Raw genomic sequence first — 20,822 nt, 5'->3', positions numbered from 1 at the left:
AATTTTTTTGAGTTGCTTTTTGGATAATAGGCTACTATTTGGGCAAGCCTAAAGAAAATACTTATTTCTAATAATTATCAATATGAAGTCGTCAGTGTATCGTAACGCTACTGTCGTAGCTTGTGCTTTGGGGCTGCTTGGACTGCTGATGGCATACTTTCAAATAAGTGTGTCTTTCGAGTCGGAAAAGCCAGAAAAGTCTTTTCTTCCGCCTACAAAAAAGCCTGAAAAGCAGATAACAGATTCTGCACCTGTTTTTGAGAACAAGGCAGAATACACCAGTAAAGAGACTGGTAATTCCGTCTTAACATATAGTAATGATAACTCGGCTCCTAAAACGGGGGATCAAGGCAGTTTGCGAATGAGCAATCAAACAGATCAGCCTGTGCGACTAGCAATGCTTCAGCGATCGCCTGTAAAAACTGCTCCCGATCAAACTAACTCTTTCGATGTGCCAGCGCATTGGGATTTTGCCCCTAGAGAAGGTAATGAGAAGGGACTAATTCTTTCTTTGCCTCAGGGTAACTTCAAGCTAGAGAAGGGAGATATTTTAGTCGCTTTTGCCCAAGATGGTTCTCGTCGTTACTGGGGACCCTATGTTGTCGGCGAAACTCCCATACCTGTTTGGAATGCTCAAGGCAAAGAATGGCAATTAATTCTAAGTCAGTAAACTACCCACCACTGAACGGAGTACCGTTTCAGTGGGGGCTTTGAAAGCCCAGAGTTTACCCGACTAAGTGTTGAGTCACTACGATTTTTGGGTCATCTCACCTACGAATACGCAGCCAGTTTGTAGCTCTGAGGTTAACAGTTAAACAGGTGTAATGGGTTAGATCGCGTGCTGTTAGCGTAAAAGCCTTTAAATCATTGTCTAGGCTAACTTTACCCGAAAGGAGGGACTTATGTCCAAAGTATTCGTTATCGACCAAAACAAACGACCGTTAGATCCCATACACTCAGCACAGGCGAGGCAGTTATTACGAAACAAAAAAGCAGCAGTTTACCGTCAATTTCCATTCACAATTATTCTCAAAAAATTATGTCCTAACCCTGAAGTTCAGTCACTGCGATTAAAAATCGACCCTGGTGCTAAATTTACGGGCATCGCATTAGTTAACGATGCAAGTGGAAAGGTTGTATTTGCTGCTGAATTAAAGCACAGAGGTTTTGCGATTAGAGATGCTTTGACATCTAGAAGGCAATTAAGGCGTGGTAGACGCGCTAGGAAAACTAGATATCGCAAACCAAGATTTTTAAATAGAACCCGTCCTGGCTTGTTAGCACCAAGCTTGCAAAGTCGTGTTGACAATATAAAAACCTGGATTAATAAGTTACGTCGATTTGCACCAATTACGGCTATTAGTCAAGAGTTAGTGCGCTTTGATATGCAGTTAATGAGGAATTCAGACATTCAAGGAAGCGAATATCAACAGGGGACTCTCCAAGGTTATGAGGCTCGTGAGTACTTGCTTGAAAAGTGGAATAGGGAATGCGCTTACTGCGGGATTAAAGATGTTCCTTTTCAAGTTGAACATATTCATGCGAGAGCCAGGGGAGGGTCTAATTCAATCACAAACCTCACTCTAAGTTGCGAAAAATGTAACGTCAAAAAGGGGACTAAAGATATCAAAGACTTCTTAAAAAAAGACCCAAGTAAATTAGAAAAAATCTTGAAGCAAGCAAAAAGACCGTTGGCAGATGCGGCAGCCGTTAATACAACACGCTGGGCTTTGTTTAGAGAGTTAGAATCAACTGGATTACAAGTAGAAACTGGTTCAGGCGGTTTAACCAAGTTTAATCGTAGTCAACAAATGCTCCAAAAAACTCACTGGCTAGATGCGGCTTGTGTTGGGAAATCCACTCCAATTCTCAACATTAAAGGTATTAAACCATTGTTAATCACAGCTAACGGTCACGGGTCTAGACAATCATGTAGAACCGATAAGTTCGGTATTCCAAATCGGCACGTACCTAGAGAAAAAATACATTTTGGTTTTCAAACTGGAGACATTGTTAAAGCAATTGTTACTACTGGTAAAAAGATTGGTAATTATGTTGGAAAAGTGGCGATTCGTTCATCTGGTAGTTTCAATATTTCAACTAAAAACGGATTGATTCAAGGAATATCTCACAAATTTTGTAAACGTATTCATGCAAAGGATGGTTATTCGTATGCAACGTAAGCCCAAGAAATTGGGAATTACTCAACTGTTCCTCTCATTGTTTTCGCATTCGCTCAAAGGCATTCAAGGAACGTTTCGTAATTCCCCCTCCATTCCTGAGCCAGCGCGTTGGGCGGCTCTGCCGACTTGTAGCGACTGGCGTCTCACCACCAATCTGAGTACAGATTTGGTGGGAGTCTCCTGGAGGATTAGATGAATTGGGCATTGGGCATGGAAAGAATCGTATTATAACGGGCATTACTTTCAAAGAATTTGTTTAATTCCTATTGCCCATTGCGATCATGCCTAATTAGAAAGAACAAAACTTAAGTTTTCAACGACTATTGACTAGTTGTCGCTGACTAGTAACTATTGATTGTTATAATCCGCGATCGCGAACTAGTAATTAATGACTAATGACTGATGACCAATGACTAATCGCGCAGTTGACCGATGGTTCAACAATTTAGGAAAGCGTCCAGTTCTGGCTGTGACTCTATCGATTTTGTGGTTGATTTTGATTGTTTGGGTGGGTTATGGGTGGAATTTGGGCAGTATTGGCTTGATTGATGAGACTGAGCCGTTGTTTGCCGAAGCTTCCCGCCAAATGTTCGTTACGGGTGATTGGATCACGCCGTTTTTCAATGGTGAAACTCGTTTTGATAAGCCTGCTTTGATTTATTGGTGTCAAGCGATCGCCTATGCAATTATTGGGGTGAATGAATTTGCCGTGCGTCTGCCAAGTGCGATCGCTGCCCTTGCTGTGATTAGTCTGTCGTATTACACTTTGCTCATGTATCTGGCTAGACTTGACGAGTTAGAGCATATTTCTCGCCCGACTCGACGCTGGTTAACAGCTGCTTTAGGAGCCGTTATCATGGCACTGACTCCAGAAATGATTGTCTGGGGAAGAACAGGTGTCTCAGATATGCTGCTAACTGGATGCGTAGCAACAGCTTTGTTATGCTTTTTTCTCGGCTACGCAAAGGAGGGAATGGGCAATGGGCAATGGGCAATGGGCAATGGGCAATGGGGAAGAGATACAGAAGTGAATTCTTCCCAATCCTTAATAGCTAATCGCCAATCGCTATTGCCGAATAAGTGGTATTTAGCTTTTTATGTGCTAATTGCTGGGGCGATTTTGACTAAAGGACCGGTGGGAATTGTCTTACCGGGGCTGATTATCGCAGCGTTTTTGCTTTACGTAGGTTCGTTGCCAGAAGTGTTGCGAGAAATGCGCCTTTTGATGGGGATGCTGATTGTCTTTGGTTTATCAGTACCCTGGTATGTGTTGGTAATTTGGCGCAATGGTTGGAATTATATTAACTCGTTTTTTGGCTATCACAACCTAGAACGCTTTACAGAAGTCGTTAATGGTCACAGAGCGCCCTGGTATTTTTACTTTGTAGTAGTGCTGCTAGGCTTTGCGCCATACTCAATTTACTTGCCGGTTGCGATCGCAAGGCTGAAGTTTTGGCAAATAAAATATTGGCGCTCTCAAGAACGCTCTCAACAACTTGGTTTATTTGCTTTTGTCTGGTTTATTGTTATCTTTGGCTTTTTCACCGTTGCTGTCACCAAACTCCCCAGTTATGTTTTACCTTTAATGCCAGCAGCGGCAATTTTAGTGACGCTCTTCTGGAGCGACTTTTTCTTAGATAAGGGGATTGTGGGAGTGGGGGGACAAGGGGTAATTTCTTCTGCTTCCCCTGCTCCCCCTGCTCCCCCTGCTTCCCCTCTCCCCCTCTGGAGTGGCTGGGTAAATGTAGCGTTTTTATCGGCGGTAGGAGTAGCATTATTTCACTTACCCCAATTATTAGGTAAAGATCCAGCTGCACCTAACTTTCCCCAACAACTTCAACAGTTAAATTTACCGATGTTGGGGGGTGTAATTTGGCTACTTTCTGCGGTAATTATTGCGGTTTTATTATTGCGTCGCGTTTGGCTACCGATTATCGTTGTAAATTTACTGGGATTTACGGCATTTTTAATTGTTGTGCTGACGCCTGCTTTATTTTTGGTAGATCATGAGCGTCAGTTGCCCTTAAGAGAATTATCAGCGATCGCAGTCCAAGCAAAACAACCAAATGAAGAATTAATCATGGTTGGGTTTAAAAAACCAACTGTGGTATTTTACACTCAACAAAATGTAACTTTCTTCAAATTTACTGAACAAGCTCAAAAGCATATCCAAAAACAAGCAGCCAATAAAGCACAACCGGACTCAGTGCTGGTTCTCTCTCAGCCGAAAAAGTTGATACAAATGGGTTTGCAACCAGCCGATTACGAAAATTTAGGTACCAGTGGTGCTTATCAATTGATTAGAGTGGGTTTGAAGAATTAGTGGATAGTGGGAATTTAAAGAGGGGGAAAGGGGAAAGGGAAAAGGGGAATAAAAAGAAATTTTGTGAATTTCACTTGCCCAATGCCCAATGCCCACTAACCACTTTTCAAAGCTTGATTAATCTGGTTTAACAAATCTTCCATCGAGATTGAGCGGGGCAAAATCTGAGTAGCGATCGCATCCACAACCGTTTCTATTGACTCCAATTTATCCTGAGTTTTTTTCTGGTTTTTATTATGCGCTGAACTAACCTCTTCCGGATTTAATCGCTGGTCAAGTACTAAAATCGGTGGCAAATCAAAAGGCAATTGTCCTAATGTTTTCAGTGCGGCTCGCGCTTCTTTTTCATTAGAAGATTCACCTAAACAAATCAACAATAAATCAACGCTATGGTGGCGAATTTGTTGTAACATTTCTGCCCAAGAGCGACCCATTGCGGCTTTGAAACCTGCTGTTTGTAGATACTGAATTAAAGCTTGAAACCACTCCGAACCACGCTCGGCTGTTAAATTGTTGAGTGCGGAATTATTGGACGATCCATAATGGCTAATCTGCTTGCGCGTTAACTGTGGCAGATCGGGCAACATGGTCAAATCAACTACTAACAAGCTGGGTGGACAGCACATCCCAGAAGCAATTTGCAGCACTGACAGTAAAGCGTCTGTTTTCCCTGTTTGACTATTGTTACCGTTGGTAAATGACGACAAGCAAGGAAATACAGAAAGTCCATCCACTTGTGAAGCTTCTAATGTCGTTGCGACATCGCAGGTAACTAATGGTAAAGCTGCCAAACGAGAGTGTTGACTGAGTTGTTGCAAATAATCTTTTGGCTGGGAAATTTCTTTATCCAGCAATATTACATCGAACTGCCAAACTCGCGCCAAAAGTTCTGCCTGATCTAAATCATCAACTTCGATTACCCGATGTTCTCGCAGTGATGGATGGGGATTGACAGATTCTAATTCGGAATTGACCAACCGAAGAATTCGCAGTGGAGTATGAATATTGATTTTTGTACCATCTTGACTCAGTTGCTGCGCTTCTGGTGCTGCACACAACTTTTCTAAAAGTGGTGCCAAAACCTGATGCTGCACTGGTAAGCTGATAAAACCATCGGCACTATTAGTAAATGCTTGCTCTTTTTCGGCTCCTGTAGCTGTCACAATCACTGGGATGTGACGAGTTGCAGCATCCGATTTAATTAAAGTCAGCACATCCCAACCCGATAAAAGGGGTAACAATGGATTCAAGAATACAGCTTTGGGTTGCAAACGACGGGCTTTTTCAACTGCTTCACATCCCGATCGCGCAATCACTACCCGATAACCCAAACCTGTCAACTGCTCGGTGAGTTCTTCAATATATCGAGGTACTGCCTCAACTACTAACACTAAACGTTGTCCGCTAGCGGCAAGATTGGCAGGAGTTGAAGACACGCTGACACGAGAACGAGGCAACACGGGAAAGCTATCCGCGTCTTCGATTTTATCGGCTACGGTGTCTTCTATTTCCCCCATATCTTGATCGCCGAAGTTTGTTTTTGGAGGACTGGGGGGTAATAGTAAAGTAAATTGGCTGCCTTTGCCTTCACGAGAGAGAAAGCTCACATCACCACCGTGGAGACGTGCCAAAGCTCTAGTTAATACTAGCCCTAAACCTGTACCTTCAAATTGGCGGGTGAGGGGATTTTCTAGTTGTTGAAATTTTTGAAATATTAAGTGCTGTTGATGTTCGGGAATGCCTATACCTGTGTCCCAGATTGTAAAAGCAATCCAACCTTCCCAACGACTTACCCGCAGTCCAATTTCTCCACCTGTTTCGGTGAATTTGAAGGCATTGGAAAGCAAATGTACCAACATTTGCCGCAAGCGTAATTCATCGGCGATGATTTGGTCTAAACCTGGTTCAATACAAAGGGTAAATCGATGATCCAGTGAACGTGAAGCTTGAGGTTGGATGTTGACTGGAGTTTTACTCTTTTGAGTGTGGATGGCTTTTGCTTCGGATGCAGCGCGATCGCATACTGCACGAATTTTTGTCGGTGTAAAAGTTAACTCCATCTGTCCAGTTTCCATGCGGGTCAAATCTAAAATGTCATTGACCACACTCATTAAATGTCGTCCGCTTTGATGAATCAATCCCGCGTAACGCGCTTGACGCTCGTTTAATTCTCCTAATTGTTGATCTACAAGCAACCTTGATAATCCTAAAACCGCAGTCAAAGGTGTTTTTAATTCGTGACTAATACAAGCTAAAAATTCATCTTTTAAACGATTCAATTGAACTAAGTCGGCATTTTTTGCCACCAGTTCTTTACAAAGTTGCTGCTGTTCAGTTACATCAGTTGCTAAAATCAACCACAATTCATTACCTGTTGATTCCTGTGTAGAGGGCATTTCTAACTCACCACCCAGGATTTTAAATTCAATGCTATCTAAGGGAATTTTCGCAAATTGCCAAACTCGCTCTTGACCATTTTGCACTTCCAAAATGCAGGTGCATATTCCTAAATTTCTATCAAAAAAGCATTGATTTGGGGCATTAGCTTCAGTAAAGATTTGCTCCGGTAATTTTTTGATTATTGGTATCGTTTCTCGTGGTGAAAAGTTTTTTTTCGTTATTACTTCATTCCGGGCAGAGGAAGTATTTTCTCGACAATTAATTTGAATATCTCTAGATATATCCTCGTCCAAAACGTTACATGTGTTAATGATATTGCCAATCGTGGCTGTAGGATATTCTGATTTTTTGTTTTGTGAATTTAATATTTCTCCTATTTGTTGCCTTACTCCTTCTGGATCTTTCAATCCACCTAATTGTTGCCACCATGCTGGGTTTTGGGTGACTACTTCGCCACTACTAGTTTGCAACATTAAGGGCCAAGGTAATCGTTCCAATAACTGCACCAGTGGTTTGTGTCTATGTGGCTGATATTGTTCTTGTTTGGACGATGTTTGACGACAAACTCCTCTGGGTCTACGCTTGGGTATTGTGGTACTCCTAGCATTTTTCTGCTCTACATGAGAGCGAGATTTTTGGGCATATTTTTTGCCCACAGAGCGATCGCTCTCTGTTGCATCAATTTCCACTTGCGCTAACAATCGTAACAGGCTAACTGTATCTAGCAACCCCAAATATTTTTTACCCCGATCAATTATCGCCCAATTTAAGTTATTGCTTTCGTCACTTTGAGAACGCAAAAATAAGCCAAATTGATCCACATTATCAGATGCAGACAATGTTTGTATTGGTTCAATTAAAGCTTTATCTAAAATTGAGATTGGCTGCTGTAAATCTAAAAATTTAAAATTTCCTTGGCGTTGTTTTGCCGCCAAAAATTGTGGTATTAAACGGGATGAGTACAGCAACCCTATTGGGTATTCTTGCTCATTCACCACTACGATGCGATCGCACTGTTGTTGGGCAAATATTTCTAGCAAAACTCCCAGAGTTGTTGTTTCTGTACAACTCGGTACGGTTGCCACAAAATCATAAAGCGGGTACTGTAACATTGGCATAAAACTTTGGTTGTCATTCTTCCTGTGGAAGCTCCAGCATCACCACCTGCTTTTCGTAACTAGCCGATGACGTTTCCGGCTAAAGCAATATCCGACGAAGACTCAAATAGCCCTATTGTGGTTACAAATTCAACGCCATTGTTTCAATGGGCGAACAAATCGATAGTGTCTGTTCTGTACTTAGCAGAAAAGTTAACAATTATTACGGCGGTGTGAAACTAAGCCGCTCGTCACTTTTGTCAAGCATCCTTAAGTGTATCCTCCTGTGTTTAAATCGAGAAAGCAATATTCTGTAGCTAGAACAATTATGGCTCTAAAGATTCGCTTTTAAACCTTGAGGAATTATAATGATTTAGAATGCGACAATCCTTTAACTTCGTTTAAATATCTTATCAAGGAGTAAATTCCCAAAATCTATATTTAGATAGATACAGCAGATTGCGTTGTTATTAAATACAGGTAGAGACGTAGCAATGCTACGTCTCTGAGCGGGTTTTGGGTTTTACGCATGTACCTCCTAAACCTGAAATATTATAATTTATTTACATTGCCCAAAACCTCAGCAGTTTTTTAGCAGATGACGAGAGCCGACCAGCAGGCATTGTTGCAGCAACTTAAATCAGATTACCGACAAATTCTTATTAATTACTTTACCACAGACAAAACACTGAAGGAAAAAATTGATAAATTTATCAATGGAGTATTTTGTGCTAATATTCCTGTGCCCCAAATTATAGAGATTCATATGGATTTAATTGAAGAGTTTTCCAAACAGCTAAAATTAGAAGGAAGGAGCAATGAATCGTTACTTGATTATCGGCTGACACTGATTGATGTTTTGGCTCACCTGTGCGAAGCATATAGAAGTTCGATTTCTAAATAAATTGAACGCTTTTTGGAACACCAGTATAAAAGTTACCGAGGGTTGGAAACGTTCTTTTAAACATGCGATCGCTCTTAATGCCCGAACCAACAGTGCGTAGACCAAGATTGACTTGTTGCTCCTAGCTCCTACGTGTGCGTAGTTTAATTTCTTACTATAGCCTGTACTTTTATGAATAAAGTCCGAAAGACCTATGTTCTCAAACTTTATGTAGCAGGGAACACCGCCAATTCAGTACGGGCGTTAAAAATACTCAAAAACATATTAGAGCAAGAATTTCAAGGTATTTATGCTTTGAAAGTAATCGACGTACTCAAAAACCCGCAACTAGCAGAAGAAGATAAAATATTAGCCACACCGACATTATCCAAGATTTTGCCCCCACCAGTTCGCAAAATAATTGGTGATCTTTCAGATAGAGAAAAAGTGTTGATAGGATTGGATTTACTTTATGAAGAACTAACTGAAGAAGACTATTTTAGCGAATAGATTATTTAATCAAAAACTAGCAGTTTTAGTCATAGAAATGGATTTGATTTTGATTTGTTAATTTAACTGGCAATGAATGAAAACGAGCAAACACAAGCTAGCAATACCTTACCAAGTAGGGGTTTAGAAAAAATTCGCACAATGATCGAGGGGTTTGATGACATAAGTCATGGTGGTTTACCTCTTGGTAGAACTACTTTAGTCAGCGGCACCTCTGGAACCGGCAAAACTTTATTATCTCTTCAATTTCTCTATACTGGTATCACCTACTTTGATGAAGCGGGAGTATTTGTTACCTTTGAAGAATCGCCAAGTGATATCATTAAAAATGCGGCTATTTTTGGTTGGAATTTACAACACCTAATCGCTGAAGGGAAATTATTTATTCTTGATGCTTCTCCCGATCCGGAAGGTCAAGATATAGTTGGAAACTTTGACCTTTCAGCACTCATTGAGCGACTGCAATATGCAATTCGTAAATATAAAGCAAAACGAGTTTCAATAGATTCTATCACAGCGGTATTTCAACAGTATGAAGCTGTTGGAGTCGTGCGACGGGAAATTTTTCGCCTTGTTGCACGTCTTAAACTACTAAATGTCACCACAATCATTACTACCGAACGCGCTCAAGAATATGGTCCTGTAGCCTCTTTTGGGGTAGAAGAATTTGTTTCGGATAATGTAGCAATTGTCCGCAACGTTTTAGAAGGAGAACGCCGGCGTCGCACAATTGAAATTCTCAAATTGCGCGGTACAACTCATATGAAAGGTGAGTATCCTTTTACTATAACCAATGCCGGAGTTAATATTTTTCCACTGGGAGCCATGCGCTTAACGCAAAGGTCTTCTAATATCCGCGTATCTTCTGGAGTGAAAACTTTAGATGACATGTGCGGTGGTGGTTTCTTTAAAGATTCTATTATTTTGGCAACAGGAGCTACTGGCACTGGTAAGACTTTATTAGTTAGCCAATTTATCCAGGAAGCTTGCCTTAATAGCGATCGCTCAATATTATTTGCTTATGAAGAATCACGCGCTCAATTGTCTCGAAACGCTCAATCTTGGGGAATTGATTTTGAAGAATTAGAACATCAAGGTTTATTGAAAATAATTTGTACTTATCCGGAATCTACCGGTTTAGAAGACCACCTACAAATTATCAAATCAGAGATTGCTGAATTTAAACCGGCTCGGATTGCGATTGATTCTCTTTCAGCACTAGCAAGGGGAGTAAGCAATAATGCATTTCGGCAATTTGTAATTGGGGTTACGGGTTACGCTAAACAAGAAGAAATTACAGGTTTTTTCACAAATACAACTGACCAATTCATGGGTTCTCATTCAATTACAGATTCTCATATTTCTACAATTACTGACACAATTATCATGTTGCAGTATGTAGAAATTCGCGGCGAGATGTCAAGAGCCATTAACGTATTCAAAATGCGCGGTTCTTGGCACGATAAAGGTATCCGGGAGTACAATATTACCGCCGATGGTCCAGAAATTAAAGATTCTTTCAGAAACTACGAAAGAATTATCAGCGGTGCGCCAACCCGCGTTAGTATCGATGAAAAGGCGGAACTTTCTCGCATCGTCAAACGTTTTGAAGACAAACAGAGTTCCGATTCCTAAACTTGGCATCGTGCTACATTCTGTGGTGAGTAAAAGATTTCTGCCGCTTGATTTCGTGTGAGGGGATGCGGTGAAAGTACAGCAATTATTCCATAGCTTCTTGCCTGGTGTGATAGTAATATTAGCAATTCAGCCTGCTTCGGCTGAAACAGTAAAAGTAAATCAAGTACAGGTGGCTGCTTCTGGTAATGTCTCAAGTTCCACACTTACAGACATCATCAATCAAGGACTGCCCAATACCGCCAGAAATAGTATACCAGATGTCATAAAATCTGCCCGGACTACAGTTACAGTTAAGCCTTTAATTCGTAACACTATCCCACCAACAGTGACGGGCAAGACTGGTGTGTTAATCGGACAAAAAGGTATAGTATCCAGTTGGGTGCCGAGTGAAAATTATTTTGAGTTAGGAGATAAAATTCGTTCTCCCATCGCTTTTGAAAAACAAAGCGCGATGTCTAATATCAAGCCGCTGGGCATCTACTCATTCAAATTAGCACAAAATACACCGGCTTCAGTTTCCCAAAAAGCAACTACATTTCCGGCACCGTTGACAAACAACAAAAATCCGGATACTCAGTTGCAGACAGTATCACAAGTTTCAACTTCTGATTCAACAGCAGCAAGTTTACTAAACAAAGAGCAGATTTGCCCCCAACAAGGACAAAGCAGCCAAAACTTTTCCTTAACCGATGGGGTAATTGACTTAAAAGCCTGCCGACAAAGACAAAATAATTCTACTGGTGGTAATTCGGTAACTCAGGCACAAACACCCAGAACCACACCAATAACACCGATTCCTACCCCCGCTCCTGGAGGAGGAGTGCAAACACCAACACCAACACCAGTAACCCCCGCATCTACACAGTCCGTAGAAATTCCTGATTATCTCAATCAAAATCCAAATCCGTTGCAGTTTCCTACTAAACCAGAAGAAGTAAGGTTACAGGGAACTCAGCCGATTACTTTAGCACAAGCGCTGGAACTGGCACGGCGAAATAATCGCGAGCTACAGGTATCATTATTCCAGCTAAAACGCTCTCAAGCGGCTTTACGCGAGGCTCAAGCCGGTTTATTACCCACTCTTGATCTGAACGCTGGTATAAATCGCACTCAATCTGCCGGCGGTCAGCGGAGTGCGGAAATTCAAGGAGAGTTCGCTAATTCAGACCTAGCTCGTGCACAGAGAGGAAACCAAGGTATAGATGAACCCACTGACTCTTTTAGTGGTACCTTGCAATTTAGTTATGACATCTATACCTCTGGATCTGGTTCGGCAAGGAGAAGAGCTGCTCACGAACAGGTACGGTTTCAAGAGTTGGATGTTGAGCGTCAATCCGAAGTAATCCGGCTGAATGTCTCCACTGATTACTACAACTTACAACAAGCAGATGAAAGCGTGCGGATTAACACTGCGGCTGTGACTAATGCCCAAGCTAGTTTACGAGATGCACAAGCTTTAGAACAAGCTGGGGTGGGTACGCGGTTCTCTGTATTGCAATCACAGGTGAATTTAGCAAACGCTCAACAAACTCTAACTAATTCTATCTCGCAACAGCAAATTGCCCGCCGCCAGTTAGCCACTCGGTTGAATTTGAGTCAGTCGGTGAATGTTGTTGCCGCAGATCCGGTAAGATTAGCAGGTCTTTGGAATCAAACGCTGGAAGAAAGCATTATTCTAGCTTTTCAAAACCGTCCGGAATTGCAACAGCAGTTAGCACAACGTAACATTTTTGAGCAACAGCGACGCCAAGCGCTTGCACAAATAGGTCCACAAGTTAGTTTAGTTGCCAGCTACGATCTGCAAGATCAGTTTAATGATAATGTTGGCGTTACCGATGGTTATTCTGTGGGAGTCCAAGCAAACTGGAGATTATTTGATGGAGGATTAGCAAGAGCGCAGGCAGATCAAAGAAAAGCTGATATTGCGATCGCCGAAACTCAATTTGCTCAACAACGCGATCAAACCCGCTTTGAGGTAGAACAAGCCTTTTCTAACCTCCAATCTAATTTGCAGAACGTCAACACTGCCACAGGTGCCCTAGAACAAGCTAGAGAGTCTTTGCGGTTAGCGCGTTTGCGATTTCAAGCTGGTGTAGGTATTCAAACGGAAGTAATTGACGCTGAAACCGCACTCACTAGAGCCGAAGGAAATCGAGTCCAAGCTATTTTGGATTACAACCGCGCTTTAGCTAGTTTACAACGCTCTGTCACCTCTAGAGCGTTGCGCTAGGAACCCTTCTTTGGAAGTCAAAAGTCAAAAGTCAAAAGTTAAAAAGCTTATAGGGCAGACTTTTTGGCGATTTGAAATGGGTGGTTTATTTACGCCATACTGTACTAGTTAGTGGATGGTGGATGGTGGTTAATTGTCTCCCCATCCCCCATCTCCTCTCTGTCAATACGGTTCGGTTAAGGGTTGTTTGTAAAAATATCAATGGCAACGAACCGAGTACTAGTTCCTGTCCAAAAAAAACTCAGCCAAAACACATCTCCAGAGTCATAGGTAGAGACGTAGCATTGCTACGTCTCTACAATGGTTTCGGGCAACGGATCTGACTTTTCACGGTATCTGGAAAACCTCTCTCTAAATCTCTCTCCTAAAAGGAGAGAGACTTTGAATTTTCCCCCTTCCCTCTCTTCGAGACGCTTTGCGAACGTAGGGAAGGGGGTTAGGGGGTTAGGTCAATCGTTAGCTTTTCCACATAACGTGAAAAGTCAGGGCAACGGATAATTAATTTATGGAGATGTCCAAAGAGGACTTGCCTCAAGAATTGCTATTTGATCGCAAAAGTTAGATCAGCCTTATTTGTGGGAAAAATAAGTTTGTTGAAAGCTTTAGGCAAATAAGGCAAAAGCATTAATGGCTGAAGCTAAAATCACAAGGGGTGTTGTGTGAAATTAGCACAAATTTGGGACATAGTTTGGGATAGCGAGCCTTTTCATTGGGCAGTTGCCATTGTATTATTTGTGGCAATTATTCTTGAGTTTTATGCATTATGGCAGTATTGGTATTTAGAATGCGGAGAAACAGCAGCTGCAATTCAGAGTTTGAGAAATCCGAAAAAAATTCAAAAACAGGATAATTTAAAGGTTCATCAGTGGAAAGACGAACATCTACAAATTAAAAATGGCAAATTCATACTTATAAAGTATCCATCAATTTTAGCGCGTCCAATACCTCGCAGTTCCCTGCGCTTCGTCACTACTTTGTGTACTGCAATCGGTGTTTTGGGAACGTTTTATGGTATTCAAGAAGGATTACAAGGAATCAATTTAGATACAACAAGTCCCCAGCAGCTAATGAATTCCAGTAAGGAATTATTGGTGGGAATGAAAACAGCTTTTTCTACTTCCTTGATGGGACTTGGTTCTGGTAGCTTGTTCACGATAATTTTGTTTATATGTGATTCACTACGTCAGAAACGACGTGATGATTTAAGACAAAAGTTGAAAGCGATCGCTACTTTAGAAACAACAGAAAATGCCAACTATGAAATAGCACAAGTTTTTCACCTTGTAGCAGACAAGTTGACCGGGATAAACTTGAGTGCTGAAGCTATTGGTGAAGCTGTAGGACAGCAGATGCAGTCAGTTATGTTACCAACGCTGCAAAATATCTTTCAAGAGCAGCAAAAGCTTAGAGAACTTCAAGAAAATCAAGGACAAAGAGTTTTACAAGAACTTATTAAAGATTTGCGAATAGAGGTATTTGAACCGATAAGCGATCGCTTAGATAAAAGTGCAGAATTAACTCAGCAAGCTTCTGAAGCTGTGCTAACTCTCCACAAAGATTTAGGAAGTTCCATCGTCACAATTCAAAACTTTCAAAAAGAGACTTTAGTTAGCCTTCAAGATTTCGCTGACAATCTCAAACAAACTTTGAATCAATTTCAAACAGATACAAAAGGTGTTTTAGAACAAACTGCTCATGATATTAATCGAGCTATTGAGCAAAGTATTCAAGGAATGACAGCTCAACAAAGTGCTTTTGAAGCAAGTGCAGAAAATGCCGCTGATACATTCCGAGGAATTAGAGAGGAATTGGAAACAGCGTTGCAAAAACGAGCAGAAGTAGAAAAGCAAATGCTTCAAGCTACTCGCACTGGAATTATCCACATTCTCGCACAAGCAAATACAGCCTTCGAGCAGCAGACTAACACTTTGGAAACAGTCGGTAATCAAGCTTGCCAACTGATGAATCGCAGTCAAGAGAATTTTATTGCCACATTAGGAAATGCTACAAAAAATAACAACGACATATAGCGGTTCTCGGTTGAGTGAAGTTGATAAAACCTCATCCCGTCCGTTCCGGACACCCCTCTCCTTAACAAGGAGAGGGGAAGGGGGTGAGGTTCTATATTGCATTGCCATGCAACCCACTATAGATAACGGCAATAATCATCATGAATGATTTCACAAAAGGCGATTTTTTGGAATCAGAAATTGTTGAAGATGATGATTCTAGCATCTATTTATCTATTGGCGATTTGATGTCAAGTTTGTTAATGTTTTTTATGCTCCTTTTTATCACAACACTACTTCAGTTAGCAGAGAAAGATGCACCAAAAAGAGTAGTAATTGGCAATGTTGTGGGACAAATGAAAAGTAACAACATTAATGTCAAAGTTAACTCAGAAAACGGGGATGTAAGTATCCAAGAATCGATTTTGTTTGCTAAGGGAAGTACCGAATTAAAACCCGAAGGTAAAGACTTTCTGCGCGGCTTCATTCCGGTTTACAGCGGGGTAATTTTATCCAACCCTGAATTTGAGAAAGAAGTTAGTCGCGTAGTGATAGAGGGTCACACAAGCTCAGAAGGAGACGAAAAAACTAATTTAGAACTTAGCTTACTGCGTTCGGCTTCAGTTTATCGATACATTTTCTCGGAAATGAATTTTCCGACCAAAGTACCTTTAAGCCAAAAAATATTAGCTGCTGGTCGTGGAGAAATAGAAGCTGATAAAACTCGCGATAATCCAGGCGATCGCAAGGTAGTTTTTCGCTTTCAATTTCGTACTGATGATTTCAATCAAAAAAATCTTAAAAATATTTATTTAGAGCAGAAAAAGCTATAATTTTTCAGTTTCCTACTACTTCACTACCGGAACTTTCTCAGTATTGCCCCGATCAATTAATTCAGATTGCTAACCAGTCCAACAAACCGAGTGATTTTATGCGATCGCTAGTTTTAGAGGTTGATTTTTGGGAGTCCCTAAAAATTAACAGCAGAAACTACTTGGGTTAAAATAAAAAGACAAGTAGACGCAGATAAATGTCAGAAAGTGTTTATATAGATACCAGTATTTTGGGGTATCTCACCGCCAGAGCAACTAAAAACTTGATTATTGCCGCTAATATTGAGATTACAAGAGATTGGTGGGAATCTCGCAGAAATGACTTTGCACTTTATATCTCGCAAGTTGTTCTGGACGAAGTAGCTAAAGGTGATGCCCAAATAGCTATTAAACGCCTTGAATTAATCCAAAATCTCCCCTTACTTAAACTTAATCAAGATGTCAAAAATCTGGCAGCACAATTTTTACTTAAAAGTAATCTTCCACTAAAAGCATCTGATGATGCTACCCATATCGCAATAGCAACAGTTTACGGACTGGATTATTTGCTAACGTGGAACTGCAAGCACATTGCCAATGCTCAGATCCAAAAAAAACTTTCACAAATTAGCACTGAGTTTGGGTATGAACTACCAATAATCTGTACACCTTATGAACTTTTAGGATTGTAATTTCATGTGGAAAGACGAGATTGTAGAAGAAATCCATCGAATTCGTGAAGAACACGCTAAAGCATTTAATTATGATTTGGAAGCTATGTTTGTTGATTGGCAAAAGCGACAAGCTGAAAGTGGACGAAAGATAATTTCAACACCTCTCAAACAATCTCAAAAACCAATGCAATCAACTGAAATTAAGGATTAGGGAAAATGAAACAGAGTCAGCAGGCGATCGCACAGAATTAGGCATGTACATTTTAGGCGATTTTGTCTGATGCGCAAATGCAGAGTATCAACAAAGATGAGAGCAATTGTTTTATGCATTAATTAATTGTTTTGTCAATAGAGGATGTGCGATCGCGTTACCTTCACCGGCAGCAAATTTTTTTTAATTGTGCGGTCATAGATACGCATAGCGCAAACAGAAATCACCCCCTTGCCTGTTAAGCTGTATTAAAGAGGGAAATTAATCCCTATTTTCAATTTATACTTCCCCTTATACTGACTTTTTCAAGGTGCGGTTCCAAAAAAATCTGAATGTTAGACCAAATTTTTGACTATCTTCACTTTCACTTCAGCGTCGAAGCACCTCTAGTGTTACTCGTTCTGATTTTACTAGAGGCGGTACTATCTGCTGACAACGCGATCGCCCTCGCTGCGATCGCTCAAGGACTCGAAGACAAAGAACTCGAACGTAAAGCCCTCAATTTCGGCTTAGTCGTTGCCTATGTGCTACGCATCACCCTAATTCTCACCGCAACCTGGGTGCAACAATTTTGGCAATTTAACGTATTGGGTGCAGTTTACTTGCTGTGGCTGGTATTCCAACATTTTACCTCAGAAGAAGGCGAAGATAATAAGCATCACGGTCCCCGCTTTAACTCACTATTGCAAGCGATCCCCGTGATTGCTTTCACTGATTTAGCATTTTCTTTGGATAGCGTGACAACAGCGATCGCGGTTTCTCAAGAAAGGTGGTTGGTACTCACAGGCGCAACAATTGGTATTATTACACTGCGATATATGGCGGGTTTGTTTATCAAATGGTTGGATGAGTATGTTTATTTAGAAGACGCAGGCTATATCACTGTAGCGTTAGTAGGCTTGCGCTTGCTCTTGAAAGTCGTCAATGATAGCTTTGTCCCGCCAGAATGGGCGATGATTGGTGCGATCGCCCTCATTTTCGTCTGGGGTTTTTCTAAGCGCACTACCCCAGAACTATCAGAAAAACTGGAAAAGAGCGAAGTAGTGGAAGGGACTAGGGACTAGAGACTAGGGACTAGGGACTAGGTATAAAAGATTTAAAGATGAAGCATTAACATCTATCCTCTAACCCCTAGCCTCTATCCTCTAACCCCTAGCCTCTCCTAAATTACTCGTGCAACCAACGCATAATATCGGGTTGCCAAACGACTAACTCATCTTCCTTAAACCATAAGGAAACTTCATTTTGCGCGGTTTCCGGAGCATCGGAACCGTGTATGATATTGCGACCAATATTTACACCTAAATCCCCTCGAATTGTCCCTGGTTCCGCATTCAGAGGGTTTGTAGCGCCAATTATCTTTCTCGCAGAGGCGATTACGCCATCACCTTCCCAAACCATTGCTACCACTGGTCCAGAGGTGATAAACTCCACCAACCCAGGAAAAAAGGGTCTTTCGCGGTGAACATCGTAGTGCGCTTCAGCCAATTCCCGGCTGGGTTTGAGAAACTTCAAGCCAACCAAAGTAAAGCCTTTCGTTTCAAAACGACGGATAATTTCACCTACTAGTCCGCGCTGTACCCCATCAGGTTTAATTGCTAAAAATGTGCGTTCCATTGCTATCTCCTCAAACTTAGTGAATTTGTTCTTTGTTAGTAGTTGATGGTTAGTTGTAACTACTAACCACCAACCACCAACAACTAACTCTCAACCATTGACCAATCAGAGTTTATCTTAGAAATCATCTCTGGGTGCATATACGTTGCTTTATTAATGCGTTAAATTGATTACTTGTGGGTGACACACAGAGGTCAGAAAGAAATGCGTGTTGAGTCAACTGATGCATCGGAAGAGGTGGTGCAACCTCCGGCTAATGGACATAAAGCTGAAGTGAAGAATCAAAAGCAAAAAAAGCTGCTACCACCTAGTACCACTAGCGACGCGTCTAGCGTCAGCTGGAAAATTGAGGATAGCGAAGCCCTTTACCGCATCGAAGGTTGGGGACAACCTTATTTTTCGATTAGCGCGGCAGGTCATATCACGGTTTCTCCAAAGGGCGATCGCGGAGGTTCTCTAGATTTATTTGAATTAGTCAATGCCCTAAAGCAGCGTAATTTAGGATTACCTTTATTAATTCGATTTTCCGATATCTTGGAAGACCGGATTGAGCGATTAAATGCATGTTTCGCCAAAGCGATCGCCCGCTACAACTACGCTGGTATTTATCGTGGCGTGTTTCCCGTAAAGTGCAACCAGCAACGGCACTTAATTGAAGATTTGGTCAGATTTGGCAGACCTCATCAATTTGGCTTAGAAGCCGGTTCCAAGCCAGAATTAATGATTGCTTTAGCGATGCTGGATACACCGGGAGCATTGTTAACTTGCAATGGCTACAAAGACCGGGAATACATCGAAACGGCGATGTTAGCCCAAAGACTAGGACAGACCCCGATAATTGTCTTAGAACAGATTGAAGAGGTCGATTTGGTCATTGATGCCAATCGCCAGTTGGGGATTAAACCAATTTTGGGGGTTCGCGCTAAACTGAGTACCCAAGGCATGGGACGCTGGGGAACATCATCCGGCGATCGCGCTAAATTTGGTTTGACAATGCCGGAAATAATCGATGCAGTTGACAAGTTACGCGAAGCTGATTTGCTCGATTCTTTGCAGTTGTTGCATTTCCACATTGGTTCGCAAATCTCCGCCATTAATGTCATTAAAGATGCCATTCAAGAAGCCAGCCGCATCTACGTAGAATTGGCGATGCTGGGAGCTGATATGAAATATCTTGATGTCGGCGGTGGCTTGGGTGTAGATTACGACGGCTCGCAAACCAACTTCTATGCCTCGAAAAATTACAACATGCAAAACTATGCCAACGACATCGTGGCAGAGTTAAAAGATACCTGCGCTGAACGGCAAATACCCGTACCAACACTGATTAGCGAAAGTGGACGAGCGATCGCTTCCCATCAATCGGTACTGATTTTTGACGTTCTCAGTACCAGCGAGATTCCCCTCGATCCACCAGAACCCCCACAAGAGGGAGAACCCCCGGTTATTAATTACCTTTGGGAAACCTACCAAGGCATCAACAAGGAGAATTTCCAAGAGTTTTACCACGACGCTGCTCAATTCAAAGAAGAAGCCATCAGCCGCTTCAACTTGGGAATTTTGCGCCTCAGAGAAAGAGCCAAGGCAGAGCGGCTCTACTGGGCTTGTTGTCATAAAATTCTTGACATAACAAGACAGGAAGAATACGTACCTGACGAGTTGGAAGACCTAGAGAAAATAATGGCTTCCATCTATTACATCAATCTTTCAGTGTTTCAATCAGCACCTGATTGTTGGGCGATCGATCAACTATTCCCCATCATGCCGATACACCGCTTGGGAGAAGAACCGACGCGACGGGGGATTTTGGCGGATCTTACCTGCGACAGTGACGGCAAAATAGACCGCTTTATTGACCTGCGCGATGTCAAATCAGTCTTAGAACTGCACACCTTCAAGCCAGGAGAACCTTACTATTTAGGGATGTTCCTGAATGGAGCTTACCAGGAAATCATGGGCAATTTGCATAACTTATTTGGCGACACCAACGCAGTTCATATCCAACTAACTCCTAAAGGTTATCAGATTGAACACGTCGTCAAAGGTGACACCATGAGCGAAGTAGTCAGCTATGTGCAGTACGACTCCGAGGATTTGGTAGAAAAAATCCGCCAGCGTTGCGAACTAGCTTTAGAAGAAAATCGCATTACCCTAGCGGAATCTCAGCGACTGCTACAAACTTACGAACAAAGTTTGCGGCGGTACACATATCTTGATAGTAATGGTTAGGAAAAG

16 protein-coding genes are annotated in these 20,822 nt (G+C 41.7%); 13 read left to right on the top strand and 3 right to left on the bottom strand.

Features of this window, described 5'->3' with window-relative positions; all coding sequences use genetic code 11:
- The first annotated feature begins 82 nt into the window (after positions 1–82).
- Both TOL9009_RS0112215 and iscB read left to right on the top strand, forming a co-directional pair.
- Positions 83–670 (top strand): hypothetical protein, encoded by a 588-nt coding sequence (locus TOL9009_RS0112215; RefSeq protein WP_029633060.1) that lies wholly within the window; start codon positions 83–85, stop codon positions 668–670.
- Between the two features lie 232 nt (positions 671–902).
- A complete protein-coding gene (gene iscB, locus TOL9009_RS0112210) occupies positions 903–2,183 on the top strand; it encodes an RNA-guided endonuclease IscB (RefSeq protein WP_029633059.1) in 1,281 nt (426 codons plus the stop codon).
- Between the two features lie 34 nt (positions 2,184–2,217).
- Here the strand turns inward: iscB and TOL9009_RS47210 are convergent, their stop codons facing one another.
- Positions 2,218–2,388 carry a hypothetical protein gene (locus TOL9009_RS47210; RefSeq protein ID WP_186227542.1) on the bottom strand — a complete coding sequence of 57 codons (171 nt, stop codon included), beginning with the start codon at positions 2,386–2,388 and terminating at the stop codon, positions 2,218–2,220.
- A 204-nt stretch (positions 2,389–2,592) separates the two neighbouring features.
- Here TOL9009_RS47210 and TOL9009_RS0112205 point away from each other — a divergent pair, with 204 nt between their 5' ends.
- On the top strand, positions 2,593–4,506 hold the full coding sequence (locus TOL9009_RS0112205; RefSeq protein ID WP_029633058.1) for an ArnT family glycosyltransferase: 1,914 nt from the start codon (positions 2,593–2,595) through the stop codon (positions 4,504–4,506).
- Between the two features lie 95 nt (positions 4,507–4,601).
- On the opposite strand, the gene TOL9009_RS0112200 is transcribed toward TOL9009_RS0112205, so the two are convergent.
- On the bottom strand, positions 4,602–8,024 hold the full coding sequence (locus TOL9009_RS0112200) for an ATP-binding protein (protein ID WP_029633057.1): 3,423 nt from the start codon (positions 8,022–8,024) through the stop codon (positions 4,602–4,604).
- 577 nt (positions 8,025–8,601) lie between these two features.
- Between TOL9009_RS0112200 and TOL9009_RS0112195 the strand changes: the two genes are divergently transcribed.
- The 9 genes from TOL9009_RS0112195 to TOL9009_RS0112155 all read left to right on the top strand — a co-directional run bounded on the left by TOL9009_RS0112195 (position 8,602) and on the right by TOL9009_RS0112155 (position 18,034).
- A complete protein-coding gene (locus TOL9009_RS0112195) occupies positions 8,602–8,907 on the top strand; it encodes a circadian clock protein KaiA (RefSeq protein WP_029633056.1) in 306 nt (101 codons plus the stop codon).
- A gap of 171 nt (positions 8,908–9,078) precedes the next feature.
- Positions 9,079–9,396 carry a circadian clock protein KaiB gene (gene kaiB, locus TOL9009_RS0112190; protein ID WP_029633055.1) on the top strand — a complete coding sequence of 106 codons (318 nt, stop codon included), beginning with the start codon at positions 9,079–9,081 and terminating at the stop codon, positions 9,394–9,396.
- Positions 9,397–9,468: 72 nt separating this feature from the next.
- Positions 9,469–11,031, top strand: a complete 1,563-nt coding sequence (kaiC, locus tag TOL9009_RS0112185) for a circadian clock protein KaiC (protein WP_029633054.1) — start codon at positions 9,469–9,471, stop codon at positions 11,029–11,031.
- Positions 11,032–11,101: 70 nt separating this feature from the next.
- A complete protein-coding gene (locus tag TOL9009_RS0112180; RefSeq protein ID WP_029633053.1) occupies positions 11,102–13,264 on the top strand; it encodes a TolC family protein in 2,163 nt (720 codons plus the stop codon).
- Positions 13,265–13,923: 659 nt separating this feature from the next.
- Positions 13,924–15,294, top strand: a complete 1,371-nt coding sequence (locus tag TOL9009_RS0112175; protein ID WP_029633052.1) for a hypothetical protein — start codon at positions 13,924–13,926, stop codon at positions 15,292–15,294.
- Positions 15,295–15,434: 140 nt separating this feature from the next.
- A complete protein-coding gene (locus TOL9009_RS0112170; protein ID WP_029633051.1) occupies positions 15,435–16,106 on the top strand; it encodes an OmpA/MotB family protein in 672 nt (223 codons plus the stop codon).
- 197 nt (positions 16,107–16,303) lie between these two features.
- Positions 16,304–16,777 (top strand): type II toxin-antitoxin system VapC family toxin, encoded by a 474-nt coding sequence (locus tag TOL9009_RS0112165; RefSeq protein ID WP_029633050.1) that lies wholly within the window; start codon positions 16,304–16,306, stop codon positions 16,775–16,777.
- 4 nt (positions 16,778–16,781) lie between these two features.
- Positions 16,782–16,970, top strand: coding sequence for a hypothetical protein (locus TOL9009_RS0112160; protein WP_029633049.1), 189 nt, complete (start codon positions 16,782–16,784; stop codon positions 16,968–16,970).
- A gap of 332 nt (positions 16,971–17,302) precedes the next feature.
- Positions 17,303–18,034, top strand: a complete 732-nt coding sequence (locus TOL9009_RS0112155; protein ID WP_029633048.1) for a TerC family protein — start codon at positions 17,303–17,305, stop codon at positions 18,032–18,034.
- A 103-nt stretch (positions 18,035–18,137) separates the two neighbouring features.
- Here TOL9009_RS0112155 and ndk read toward each other — a convergent pair whose 3' ends face one another.
- Positions 18,138–18,587, bottom strand: a complete 450-nt coding sequence (gene ndk, locus TOL9009_RS0112150) for a nucleoside-diphosphate kinase (protein ID WP_029633047.1) — start codon at positions 18,585–18,587, stop codon at positions 18,138–18,140.
- 204 nt (positions 18,588–18,791) lie between these two features.
- On the opposite strand from ndk, the gene speA reads away from it, so the two are divergent.
- Complete coding sequence (gene speA / locus TOL9009_RS0112145; protein ID WP_029633046.1) at positions 18,792–20,816, top strand: biosynthetic arginine decarboxylase; 2,025 nt, start codon at positions 18,792–18,794, stop codon at positions 20,814–20,816.
- Positions 20,817–20,822 lie beyond the last annotated feature (6 nt).

Source organism: [Scytonema hofmanni] UTEX 2349 (assembly GCF_000582685.1).
Lineage (GTDB): Bacteria > Cyanobacteriota > Cyanobacteriia > Cyanobacteriales > Nostocaceae > Hassallia > Hassallia hofmanni.
Note: the sequence above shows the minus strand (reverse complement) of the source record. Positions and strands in the feature narration are given on the sequence as shown.

What these genes read in the sequence shown, in the direction of transcription:
- TOL9009_RS0112215 (WP_029633060.1), top strand. Translation starts at nt 83, where the DNA reads ATGAAGTCGTCAGTGTATCGTAACGCTACTGTCGTAGCTTGTGCTTTG.
- iscB (WP_029633059.1), top strand. Translation starts at nt 903, where the DNA reads ATGTCCAAAGTATTCGTTATCGACCAAAACAAACGACCGTTAGATCCC.
- TOL9009_RS47210 (WP_186227542.1), bottom strand. Translation starts at nt 2,388, where the DNA reads ATGCCCAATTCATCTAATCCTCCAGGAGACTCCCACCAAATCTGTACT.
- TOL9009_RS0112205 (WP_029633058.1), top strand. Translation starts at nt 2,593, where the DNA reads ATGACTAATCGCGCAGTTGACCGATGGTTCAACAATTTAGGAAAGCGT.
- TOL9009_RS0112200 (WP_029633057.1), bottom strand. Translation starts at nt 8,024, where the DNA reads ATGCCAATGTTACAGTACCCGCTTTATGATTTTGTGGCAACCGTACCG.
- TOL9009_RS0112195 (WP_029633056.1), top strand. Translation starts at nt 8,602, where the DNA reads ATGACGAGAGCCGACCAGCAGGCATTGTTGCAGCAACTTAAATCAGAT.
- kaiB (WP_029633055.1), top strand. Translation starts at nt 9,079, where the DNA reads ATGAATAAAGTCCGAAAGACCTATGTTCTCAAACTTTATGTAGCAGGG.
- kaiC (WP_029633054.1), top strand. Translation starts at nt 9,469, where the DNA reads ATGAATGAAAACGAGCAAACACAAGCTAGCAATACCTTACCAAGTAGG.
- TOL9009_RS0112170 (WP_029633051.1), top strand. Translation starts at nt 15,435, where the DNA reads ATGAATGATTTCACAAAAGGCGATTTTTTGGAATCAGAAATTGTTGAA.
- TOL9009_RS0112165 (WP_029633050.1), top strand. Translation starts at nt 16,304, where the DNA reads ATGTCAGAAAGTGTTTATATAGATACCAGTATTTTGGGGTATCTCACC.
- TOL9009_RS0112160 (WP_029633049.1), top strand. Translation starts at nt 16,782, where the DNA reads ATGTGGAAAGACGAGATTGTAGAAGAAATCCATCGAATTCGTGAAGAA.
- TOL9009_RS0112155 (WP_029633048.1), top strand. Translation starts at nt 17,303, where the DNA reads ATGTTAGACCAAATTTTTGACTATCTTCACTTTCACTTCAGCGTCGAA.
- ndk (WP_029633047.1), bottom strand. Translation starts at nt 18,587, where the DNA reads ATGGAACGCACATTTTTAGCAATTAAACCTGATGGGGTACAGCGCGGA.
- speA (WP_029633046.1), top strand. Translation starts at nt 18,792, where the DNA reads ATGCGTGTTGAGTCAACTGATGCATCGGAAGAGGTGGTGCAACCTCCG.